This is a genomic window from Acidobacteriaceae bacterium (genome assembly GCA_035944135.1).
Taxonomy (GTDB): domain Bacteria; phylum Acidobacteriota; class Terriglobia; order Terriglobales; family Acidobacteriaceae; genus Granulicella.
Map to the genome: position 1 here is coordinate 227223 of DASZBM010000001.1, position 11876 is coordinate 239098.

Here is an 11876-nt window from a genome sequence, read left to right on the forward strand (position 1 = left end):
CGCTGGACTAGATACACCGCCCATGCGTCACGCGGCAGCCGAAACCCTGCCAGATATCTGTAGCATTTGCGGATCAGCCCTGCTCACGAAGCCGCCCCGACCACCGCAGATAGAACATGAAGTAGGGATCAGGCACGTCAAACACCTGCTTACTTTCATCCCAATCAACTGCGCGCTCAGAGGGGAACTTCTCCACGGCCAACTTAGACATATGTAGGCAAGTGCCCGTCACACTTGAACCCACCGGCGACTCACCCTCACAAACCGCTACCGTCCTTGCGAGCAATTCGTCATACGTGAACGATAGCCTCGGCGGATTCATCGCCAGCGCTCTCAACACCACGCTGTAAACATCGCCGCTCATACCATCCCTGAATTTGTAGGTCTTGCGCTCAGTACCGCGGGTACGCGGTCCAGCGTCTAGAACGTCCACCAGGGAACGGAAATCGGTATTGGAACTTGTCTGCTCGAGAATTCGCTGCAACTCAACCGACCCAACATTTAGTACGGCGGGGAACATCCCTTCGTATGTCTCGCGCAAGTTCATCACGAAGCAGGTATTCAAGCAAAGTAACTGCATCAGCTGCGGCGAACCTGCGGATTCAGTCACGAACTGTTGAATAATTGTGGGGTCGAGGTCAGCGTTCAGAACTCCGAACCCCGTTTTAGCGATAGCCGTGAGTTCCTCGCTATCCCAATACTTCAAATCGACCGCACGCACCCGTCCCCTCAACTCGTTGTTGGCCCGAAGGAGATCATCGCCACGATGCGTAACCGCCGCCGCGACAATCTTGATGTTTAATCGGACTGCCTCCTTGAGGGACTTAGCCACCTCCGACTGGACATCGCGAGGCATATAGTGGAAGTCATCGACCAACACCACAAAATCACTATTCGCGATCTCGCCTACAACTTGGGGAAGACCACGACGGTCTCGCACCTCCTCGGCGGCCTTCTCGAATGAGCCGCCAAGTTGCACTCGCCCGCCCGCCTCGCCCTTTGCCACGAATGGAACACCCGCGGACCCCTTCCCGCTAAGCTCAGCTTCACTGGCAATTCCATAGGTTTTCGTCGCTGTGGCACTTGTCGGAATATCCATCCAGTCCAAGACTTTGCGCCAAACATCATCAGGATGGCCAATTGAAACGCCCGAAATCGGAATAAGCTGATCCTGTCCGACTACCTTCTCGACCAACACCGTCTTTCCGGATTTCGAGGGCCCCGAAAGCGAAACGACCTGCCCGGGTGTGCTTAGGGCATCCGAAAGAGCGGTCTCGAAGCCCTCCTGTGCGCGCTCCACGTAGGTATGAAGCGGAAAAGCCCCAGGTGTAAATACTTCCGTTGCTCTCAATCCCATGCATGAACTCCTGAACCATATTAATCGTTCACGCCATCTCTCCAGCCGAGCAATCGAGGTGGATGGCCCTAAGCCCCGGCTACCGCGGCTCGCCCACTCATGCCCGACGCACTTCACCCCGGAGCGACCCCTCATCGCGGCATCGTCACGATGAGCGGGCTATGCCCCCGCCAATCTCCCATTCCAACCACAAATCCGAAGGGGCACGGAGACCCCGGGCTGAAACCCGCGGTCTCCATGCCCTAAAAACCGCGTCGCAGACGCGCTTCCGCTCTGCCGAAGTCGTCGTGAAGTCCGAAGGACCAACGACCGAATCGTCTTCCTCTACCCACCCGCCGCGCTCCACACCGCCAAAAATCTTGTCAAGTCCCCGCAACCGTGGAAATCCCCAGAACCCCAACAAACCAAAGCCACAACCCGGCCGAACAATATCCGGAATTAATTCCACCCGATTTTATAAAATAGAGATACAGACAAATTTCAAGGCTGCCGCAGGGCCGGAGTCCCCAGCAAGTGCTGGGGCGAACTTCCAGCCCGCCCGGCAGCCTTTCCCTTTTAACCCGAAAGCACGGAGCCACCCATGAAATCCATCAAGGTCCACAACCACGCCCCATCCACCCGGCGCGCGACACTCCCCGATCACGAACACTCCGCCCGCCGCGCCCGCGCCAAAACCCTCGGCCTGCCCCGCAAATCAAAACCCACCCCGCCGGCCGCAAAATCCGCCCTCTTCCTCTCCCACCGCCTCGCCCAACCTGACCTCGGCACCTTCGATTAGCCATCCACCTTCAGCGCACGCACTTAGAACCTAGAACCTGGAACCTGGAACCTAGAACCTAGAACCTCGGAGACCCCATGACACCCGAACACCAGACCCCCGAAGACGAAACCCGCCTCCAGTGCCGCCACATCTTCGCCGACGGCCGCCGCTGCGGCAGCCCCGCCCTCCGCAGCCCCGAAGGTGGCTCCGAGGCGAGCCTGCCCTTCTGCTACTTCCACCACAACTCCCGCCGCCCCATTCAGGACGCCCCCACGCGCAAGCGCCGCCAGTCCCGCTTCACTGTCCCCAATCCCGAAGACCGCAGCGCCATCCAGGAGGGCCTCGCCGTCGTTCTCCAGAAGATCGCCTCCAACGAAATCGACCCGCGCCGCGCGGGGCTGCTCCTCTACGGCCTCCAGATCGCTAGCCTCAACCTGCCCAAGCCCGATCCCAACGCCAAACCCAAACAGCCGGTCTGCGAAGTCATCCACGACCCCGAACACGGCCTCCTCGCCCCACCCGCCGAGCTCGGCCACGATGAACCCAAAAGCTCCGTGCAGCTCCTCCTCGAAGATTTCGACGCAATCGATGCGGCCGAGCTCGAGCGCAACCGCGAACACGAAGCCGAACTCCGCCGCGCCTCCGCTGACGCCGCCGCCGAGGCCGCTGCAAGGGCCGCCGTCGAAGCGAGCGCCGCAGCCCAAGAAATAGCCAGCCTGGACATCCAGGCCAGCGCGGTCTCACCTGCACCCGGGGACACACACCAGGACACACTAAGGTCCGAAGCTAACTCACCTGCTCTGAAGATTTTGCGCAAAAAGTACCGGGGGAGGAGAGGCAGTCCGCGCCTTGGCTTTATTCACTATTCACTACTCACTCGTCCCGCTCACTTGCCCGCCGCATGCGTCGGCAGAAACACGTGGAACGCCGTCACCGCGCCACCCTCGCCAAACACGCTCCGGAACCGCAACGTGCCTTCGTGCTTCTGCACGATGCCCCTGCTGATCCACAATCCCAGGCCCGTCCCCTTCGTCGACTTCGTCGTAAAGAACGGCTCGAATAGCCTCTTCGCATTCTCCGGCGTAATCCCCACACCCGTATCCGAGATAAACACCCGCACACCCGCCGGCCGCCCCTGCCACCCCGCCGTCTCCGTCAGCCTCACCCGCATCCGGCCACCCTCCGGCATCGCCTGAATCGCATTGCTCACCAGGTTCATGAACACCTGCTTCAGCTCCGACGGGAACCCGTGCACTGTTCCCTTGCTCGAATACTCCCGCTCAAGCGAGATATTTGCGCTCTGCATCGGCCGGTGCTGCAGCTCCAGAACATCATCCAGCAACTCCGACACCGCCACCGTCACCGCCTTCTGCGACTCCCGGTAAAAACTCAGCGTCTGCTTCGTAATGTGCGAGACCCGTGCCAGCTCCTGCTCCGCAATCTGCGCATAATACTTCGCCTCGTCATCCAGAGACGGGTGCTGCCGCAGCAGGTAAAACGCATTCGTAATCGCTTCCAGCGGATTGTTGATCTCGTGCGCCACAATCCCCGCCAGCTTGCCCATCGCAGCCAGCCGCTCATTCCTGCGCAGCGCCTCCTCGGCAATCACCTGAGCGGTGATATCGCGCGTAATCTCCAGCACCGCCCCGCTGCCGGCCTGCACCGCCTGCCGGCTCGCCACCAGAATTTCCTGACCGTCCATCGTGCGATGCTTGAGGTTCCCCTCCCATCGCCCGTCCCTCTCCAACGCCTCCCCAATCGCTTTGCGGTCCGCTTGAGAAGTTCCCAGCAAATCCTTCAGGTGATGTCCCAGCACCTGCTCGCGCTTCCACCCGTAGAGCGCCTCTGCGCCCGCGTTCCAGTACTGGATCATCCCCTGGCTATCGCGAACCATGATCGCCTCGGTCGCCAGCTCCAGCAGTTCCGCGCGCTCACGCGACGCATCATCCAGGCGCTTGCGTTCCGTAACGTCGAAGAACGCTCCCACCGCCCCGCGCACACTCCCTGATTCGTCGAACAGCGGCGAAGCGCTTGCCAGCAGGAAATGCGGCGAGCCTTCCGGATGCTCTACCTGGAGTTCCAGCATTCCCGTCGGCAGCCCGGCCCGCACAGCCTGCAGTAACGGCAGGTCCTCTAGCGTGAGAGCCGATCCCTTCTGTGAAATCTTCGCGAGGCTCAGTACAGATTCCGACACGGCCTCGGTGAACTGAGAGCCCAGCATCTCTCCCAGCGCCGCGTTTCCCGTGATCGTCGCGCAGTCGCTGCCATGCGCCACCGCAACGCCCACCGGCAGCACCTGCATGATCGATTCCAGCTCAGCGACGCGCTGCTGCAGTTGCTCGTTCAGCAGCCGCAACTCTTCGCTCCGCTGCGCCACGCGCTCTTCCAGATCGCGATTCAGCACCTGCAGTGCGCGCTTCTTGCGATGCAGCTCCGCAAACACGCTGACCTTCGCGCGCAGCACCTCCGGCACAACCGGAACAGAGATGTAGTCCACCGCGCCGCTCTGGTACCCGCGTATGCGATCCAGGTCGGAAAGGTGAACTGCGGAGACAAAGATGATCGGCGTCTTCTGGAACCGCGGATGTTGACGCATCATGTCCGCAAGCTCGAAGCCGTCGATCTCCGGCATGCTGACGTCCATCAGCACCACCGCAACATCGCCCCGCAGCAGATGGTCCAGCGCCTCGCGCGCGGAGTTGGCCTTCACCAACTCCTCGCCAAGGTCCTGAAGGATCGCCTCGTAGCTCAGCAGTTTTCCAGGCTGATCGTCCACCATCAGAATGGTGACCGGATCCCGCTCGTCGACAGGCATCACCGACTCGTCGTGTTGGGCGAGCGATGGATGCATCCGTGTTGAAGAGTCTACCTGTGCAGCCATGTCCGCAAGCCCGAGAGCAGTTGATCGGTGTTAACCGGTTTCGCCATGTACTCGGAAGCTCCGGCCTCCAGGCACTTCTCTCGGTCGCCCTTCATGGCCTTCGCTGTCAGCGCAATGATCGGCAGCCGCCGCAGATGCGCGTTCTGCCGGATCACTTGCATCGTCTCATATCCATCCATCTCAGGCATCATGATATCCATCAGCACGATCGCGATGTCCGGTGTGCTCTCCAGCATCGAGATCGCCTCCCGGCCTGTGCCCGCCGTCAGTACGGTCATACCACGCCGTTCAAGAACGCTCGATAGCGCAAAGATGTTACGCACGTCATCGTCGACTACCAGCACCTTGCGTCCAACCAGCGCCTCATCCGACCCATGCAGCCGTTCCAGCATCCGCTGCTTCTCCGGCGGCAGATCCGACACCACGCGGTGCAGGAACAGCGCCGTCTCATCGAGCAGTCGCTCCGGAGACTCAACGTCTTTCACGACAACGCTGCGCGCCAGCGTGCGCAGCCGTGCATCTTCATCCGGCGCGAGCTCCTTACCCGTGAACACTACGACTGGCAGCTCCATCAGGTTTGGAGACCGCTGCATTCGTTCGAGCACTTCAACGCCGGACATGTCCGGCAGCTTGAGGTCGAGGACCACGCAGTCGAACTTCTCCTTCTCGGCCTCGGCGAGCGCGTCCTCTCCGGTGTCTACAACCGTAATGTCGATGTCCTCCGACCCCAGCAGTTCTGTGATGCTGAATTGCTCGGCCGGATTGTCCTCGACGATGAGCAGCTTCTTGCGCCGCGGCGACGAGTACTCCTTGATCCGGGTGAGCGCGGCCTCGATGCCCTGCTGGCTCGTCGGCTTCACCACGTACGAGAACGCGCCGCGCGAAAGCCCATGATGCCAGTCCTCATCCATCGTGAGCATCTGCACCGGAATATGCCGTGTCGTCGGATCCTGCTTCAGATGGTTCAGCACAGCCCATCCCAGCATGTCCGGCAGGAAGACGTCCAGCGTCACCGCTGTTGGACGGAACTCCCGCGCGAGTGATAAGGCTTCAGCTCCGCGCATCGCGATCAACACCTTGAAGCCCTTTTCGCGAGCGAGGTCGCACAGCAGCCGCGCGTAGTGCGGATCGTCTTCAACAACCAGCAGCACGTTGTCGCCGGTCTCCAGGTTCGCACGGTCGTCCTCAGGCCGCTCCGCGATCTGTTCCACCGTTGCCGTCGGAAGCTGCAACCGCGGAGCGGAGTGGCCATTGGGTAGTTCGCTCGCCGCGATCGTCGGTCCCGCCGTTCCCACATAGGTCTGCGGAATGAACAGCGTGAACGTGCTTCCCTGCCCGGGCGTGCTGCGCAGTTGAATCTCGCCGCCCAGCAGGCTTGCCAGCTCGCGGCTGATGGCGAGACCGAGACCCGTTCCACCGTACTTGCGGCTCGTTCCTGCATCCGCCTGCTGGAAGGCCTCGAAGATGATGCGCTGCTTCTCCTGCGGAATGCCGATGCCGGTATCCGTCACCTCGAACGCAATCACCGATCCGGCGCCGTTCAGCACCGGATGCCCATCGCTCCATCCGGAGGTCACCGGTGCAACCCGCAGCTTCACGCTGCCCTTCTCCGTGAACTTGAAGGCGTTCGACAGCAAATTCTTGAGCACCTGCTGCAGACGCTTCGAGTCCGTCACCAGGCTGCGCGGCAGCTCCGATGCAGCATCGACTTCGAACGAAACCTTGCGGTTCTCGGCCTCGTGCCGGAACGGCCGCGCCAGCATGTCGAGCAGGCTTCCGAAGAAGACCTCTTCAGCATCGACCGACACGGTGCCCGACTCGATCTTCGAAAGATCGAGAATGTCCGAGATGAGGTTCAGCAAGTCGGTACCCGCGCCGTGAATTGTGCGCGCATACTCGACCTGCCGCGGGCTAAGGTTGCCGTCCGGGTTATCGGTGAGCTGCTGCCCGAGCACGAGGATCGAGTTGAGTGGCGTGCGCAACTCGTGCGACATGTTCGCGAGGAACTCTGACTTGTACTTCGAGGTAAGCGCGAGCTCCTTGGCCTTGTCCTCGAGCGCGCGGCGTGCCTGCTCGATCTCCTGGTTCTTGCGTTCGACCTCGGCGTTCTGTTCAGCGAGCTGCTGCGCCTTCTGGCCCAGCTGCTCGTTGGTCTGCTGCAGCTCCTTCTGCTGCGTCTGCAGCTCAGTTGCCAACTGCTGCGACTGCTTCAGCAAGCCCTCGGTCTGCATCGTCGCTTCGATCGAGTTGAGCACGATGCCGATCGATGCCGTGAGCTGCTCGAGGAACGCGAGATGCGACGCCGTGAATTCGTTCAGCGTTGCGAGCTCGATCACAGCTTTCACGCGATCTTCGAAGAGCACCGGAAGGACGATGACATTGCGAGGAACGGCTTCGAACAGACCCGACCGCACCGGCAGCGTCTTCGGCGGCAGGTCCTCGATAAACATGCGGCGCTTCTCGCGCGCGCACTGTCCGATGAGGCCTTCGCCAATCGCCACGCGCTCCAGTTGGCCTTCGGAGTTGCTCGCGTAGGCCGACAGAAGCACCATCGTGTTCGCGTCCTCAGAGTCCGTCTGATAAATGACGCCCTGCTGCGCGTTGACCAGCGGTGCAAGCTCCGACAGCAGCATGCGGCCCACGGTTCCCAGGTCGCGCTGCCCCTGCAGCATGCCCGTGAAGCGCGCGAGGTTCGTCTTCAGCCAGTCCTGTTCCTTGTTGCGGTCCGTGGTCAGGCGAAGGTTGTCAATCATCGTGTTGATGTTGTCCTTCAGCTCGGCCACTTCGCCTGACGCTTCCACCTGAATGGAACGCGTCAGATCGCCCTTCGTCACGGCGGTTGCGACCTCGGCGATAGCGCGCACCTGGTTGGTCAGGTTGTCGGCCAGCAGGTTCACGTTGCCGGTGAGATCCTTCCACGTTCCGGCGGCGCCAGGCACGTTCGCCTGTCCGCCGAGCCGGCCTTCGACGCCGACCTCGCGGGCCACCGTGGTCACCTGGTCGGCAAAGGTCGCGAGCGTCTCCGTGACGTTGTTGATCGTCTCGGCGAGCGCGGCGACTTCGCCCTTCGCATTCACCGTCAGCTTGCGCGTGAGGTCGCCGCTCGCGATAGCCGTAACCACGCGCACGATGCCGCGCACCTGTTCGGTGAGGTTGGCGGCCATGACGTTTACGTTGTCGGTCAGATCCTTCCACGTTCCGGCGACGCCCGGCACCTGCGCCTGGCCGCCGAGCTTGCCTTCCGTACCGACTTCGCGCGCCACGCGCGTCACTTCGGCGGCAAACGCGTTGAGCTGGTCCACCATCGTGTTGATGGTGTTCTTCAGCTCGAGGATTTCGCCCTTCACGTCTACCGTGATCTTGCGTGAGAGGTCGCCGCGGGCCACGGCGGTTGTGACCTCGGCGATGTTTCTCACCTGCGCCGTGAGGTTGCCGGCCATGGCGTTTACGGAATCGGTCAAGTCCTTCCACGTTCCGCCGACGCCGGGCACGTGCGCCTGTCCACCCAGCCGGCCTTCGGATCCGACCTCGCGAGCGACGCGCGTCACTTCGGCGGCGAACGAGCGAAGCTGTTCGACCATCGTGTTCAGCGTCTCTTTGAGCTGCAGAATTTCGCCGCGCACGTCCACGGTGATCTTCTTCGACAAGTCGCCGTTCGCGATTGCCGTCGCAACCTCGGCGATGTTACGCACCTGGCCCGTCAGGTTCGAGGCCATGAAGTTTACGTTGTCAGTGAGATCCTTCCACGTGCCGGCGACACCGGGCACCTCGGCCTGTCCGCCGAGCTTGCCGTCCGTGCCGACCTCGCGTGCTACGCGCGTTACTTCGCCGGCGAACGCGTTCAGCTGATCCACCATCGTGTTGATGGTGTTCTTCAGCTCGAGAATTTCGCCCTTCACGTCCACCGTGATCTTGCGCGACAAGTCGCCGCGAGCCACGGCGGTTGTCACTTCGGCGATGTTACGCACCTGGCCGGTGAGATTACCGGCCATGGCGTTTACGGAATCGGTAAGATCCTTCCACGTTCCGCCGACGCCGGGCACGTTCGCCTGTCCGCCGAGCCGTCCTTCCGAGCCGACCTCGCGGGCCACGCGCGTTACTTCCGCAGCGAACGAGCGCAGCTGCTCGACCATAGTATTCAGCGTCTCTTTGAGCTGCAGAATTTCGCCGCGCACGTCCACGGTGATCTTCTTCGAAAGATCGCCCGTCGCGATGGCAGTTGCGACTTCGGCGATGTTACGAACCTGGCCCGTCAGGTTCGAGGCCATGAAGTTGACGTTGTCGGTCAAGTCCTTCCACGTTCCGCCGACTCCCGGCACTTCGGCCTGTCCGCCGAGCTTGCCTTCAGTTCCGACCTCGCGAGCGACGCGCGTCACTTCGCCGGCGAACGCGTTGAGCTGATCGACCATGGTGTTGATGGTGTTTTTGAGCTCGAGAATTTCGCCCTTCACGTCCACTGTGATTTTGCGGCTCAAGTCGCCGCGGGCCACGGCCGTTGTTACCTCGGCGATGTTTCTCACCTGCGCCGTGAGGTTGCCGGCCATCGAGTTCACCGAGTCCGTCAAATCCTTCCACGTTCCGGCCACACCGGGCACGTTGGCCTGACCGCCGAGCTTGCCTTCGGTGCCGACCTCGCGAGCGACGCGCGTCACTTCGCCGGCGAACGCGTTCAGCTGGTCGACCATCGTGTTGATCGTGTCTTTGAGCAGCAGAATTTCGCCCGAGACGTTCACGGTGATCTTCTTCGAAAGATCGCCGCTGGCGATGGCTGTTGAGACTTCGGCGATGTTACGGACCTGACCCGTCAGGTTCGAGGCCATCGAGTTCACCGAGTCCGTAAGGTCCTTCCACGTACCGGCGACACCGGGCACGTTGGCCTGGCCGCCGAGCTTGCCTTCGGTACCGACCTCACGGGCGACGCGCGTGACTTCCGAGGCGAAGGAGCGGAGCTGGTCCACCATCGTATTAATGGTGTCCTTGAGTTCTAGAATTTCGCCCTTCACGTCCACGGTGATCTTGCGCGAGAGATCGCCGAGCGCGACCGCGGTTGCGACCTCGGCGATGTTACGCACCTGGCCTGTAAGGTTCGAGGCCATGAAGTTCACGTTGTCGGTGAGATCCTTCCAGGTTCCGGCGACACCGGACACCTGAGCCTGGCCGCCCAGCTTGCCTTCGGTGCCGACCTCGCGGGCGACGCGCGTGACTTCGCCGGCGAAGCCGTTCAGCTGATCCACCATCGTGTTGATGGTGTTCTTCAGCTCCAGAATTTCGCCCTTCACGTCCACGGTGATCTTGCGCGACAAGTCTCCGCGAGCAACGGCGGTTGTTACTTCGGCGATGTTACGAACCTGGCCGGTGAGATTGCCGGCCATAGAGTTCACTGAGTCCGTCAGATCCTTCCACGTTCCGGCGACTCCCGGCACGTTGGCCTGGCCGCCGAGTCTTCCTTCGGTTCCGACCTCGCGTGCAACGCGCGTCACCTCGCCGGCGAAGCGATTGAGCTGGTCGACCATGGTGTTGAGCGTCTCTTTGAGCTCGAGGATTTCGCCCTGCACATCGACGGTGATCTTGCGGGAGAGATCACCGTTCGCGATCGCGGTCGCGACTTCGGCGATGTTGCGGACCTGGCCCGTGAGGTTCGAGGCCATGAAGTTGACGTTGTCGGTGAGATCCTTCCAGGTTCCGCCGATGCCCGGCACCTGCGCCTGTCCACCCAGCCGGCCTTCGGTGCCGACCTCGCGGGCCACGCGCGTCACTTCGCCGGCGAACGCGTTGAGCTGGTCCACCATGGTGTTAATGGTGTCCTTGAGTTCTAGAATTTCGCCCTTCACGTCCACGGTGATCTTGCGGGACAAATCGCCGCGAGCCACAGCCGTCGTAACTTCGGCGATGTTACGGACCTGCGCGGTAAGGTTGCCGGCCATCGCGTTTACGGAGTCCGTCAAATCCTTCCAGGTTCCGGCCACGCCCGGCACCACGGCCTGTCCGCCGAGCTTGCCGTCCGTACCAACCTCGCGCGCCACGCGCGTTACTTCCGAGGCGAAGGAGCGGAGCTGATCGACCATCGTGTTGATGGCCTCTTTGAGCTGCAGAATTTCGCCGCGCACGTCCACCGTGATCTTGCGCGAGAGGTCGCCCGAGGCCACGGCGGTCGCGACCTCAGCAATATTTCTCACCTGGCCGGTGAGGTTCGAGGCCATGGAGTTCACCGAGTCGGTGAGGTCCTTCCAGGTACCGGCGACGCCGGGCACCTCGGCCTGTCCGCCGAGCTTGCCTTCGGTTCCGACCTCGCGGGCCACGCGCGTCACTTCGCTGGTGAACACGCTCAGCTGCTGAATCATGGTGTTGACGATGTTGGCGGAGCGAAGGAACTCGCCTTCGAGAGGGCGGCCGTCAACGTCCAGGCGCACGGTCTGGGTAAGGTTGCCCTGCGCGACGGCGGCGATCGCCCGCGTCACCTCGGTCGTCGGCCGCAGCAGGTCGTCAGCGAGCGTGTTGACCGAGGTCTCCATCTCGCCCCAGGAACCGCGGGTCTGCTGGAAGCGCGCACGCTCGCGCGTGCGGCCCTCCTTGCCGACCTTCTGGCCGATGCGCTTCAGCTCGCGCGCCATCTGCTCGTTGGCCGCGACGATTTCATTGAAGGTGTCGGCCACCTTGCCTTCGACACCGGTCCACGTGTTGGGCAGCCGCACGGTGAAGTCGCCGTCGCGCATGCGCAACATCATGGAGAGCAGCACGGCTGAGTCGAAGCCGCCGCCGTTTCCGTTGTGCTGCAACGAAGTTCCGTTTTCTACAACCGAAACGGGAACCTCTGAATCTGAGGTGGAGGGTCGGCGCGGACTGGTCTTCAATTTGGGGCCTCGCGAAAGGGATTTAAC

The 11876-nt window shown here is 62.0% G+C and carries 5 protein-coding genes; 1 reads left to right on the forward strand and 4 read right to left on the reverse strand.

Annotation, left to right across the window (positions count from 1 at the left end):
* Positions 1–73 precede the first annotated feature (73 nt).
* Entirely contained in the window at positions 74–1357 is a 1284-nt protein-coding gene (locus VGU25_00790; GenBank protein ID HEV2575718.1) for a hypothetical protein, read from the reverse strand.
* Positions 1358–1937: 580 nt separating this feature from the next.
* Between VGU25_00790 and VGU25_00795 the strand changes: the two genes are divergently transcribed.
* Entirely contained in the window at positions 1938–2135 is a 198-nt protein-coding gene (locus VGU25_00795; GenBank protein HEV2575719.1) for a hypothetical protein, read from the forward strand.
* Between the two features lie 23 nt (positions 2136–2158).
* Here the strand turns inward: VGU25_00795 and VGU25_00800 are convergent, their stop codons facing one another.
* The 3 genes from VGU25_00800 to VGU25_00810 all read right to left on the reverse strand — a co-directional run bounded on the left by VGU25_00800 (position 2159) and on the right by VGU25_00810 (position 11849).
* Positions 2159–2821 carry a hypothetical protein gene (locus tag VGU25_00800; GenBank protein HEV2575720.1) on the reverse strand — a complete coding sequence of 221 codons (663 nt, stop codon included), beginning with the start codon at positions 2819–2821 and terminating at the stop codon, positions 2159–2161.
* A 182-nt stretch (positions 2822–3003) separates the two neighbouring features.
* Positions 3004–4998 carry an ATP-binding protein gene (locus VGU25_00805; protein ID HEV2575721.1) on the reverse strand — a complete coding sequence of 665 codons (1995 nt, stop codon included), beginning with the start codon at positions 4996–4998 and terminating at the stop codon, positions 3004–3006.
* A complete protein-coding gene (locus VGU25_00810) occupies positions 4983–11849 on the reverse strand; it encodes a HAMP domain-containing protein (protein ID HEV2575722.1) in 6867 nt (2288 codons plus the stop codon). Before VGU25_00810 ends, VGU25_00805 begins: the two co-directional genes overlap by 16 nt.
* Positions 11850–11876: the final 27 nt, after the last annotated feature.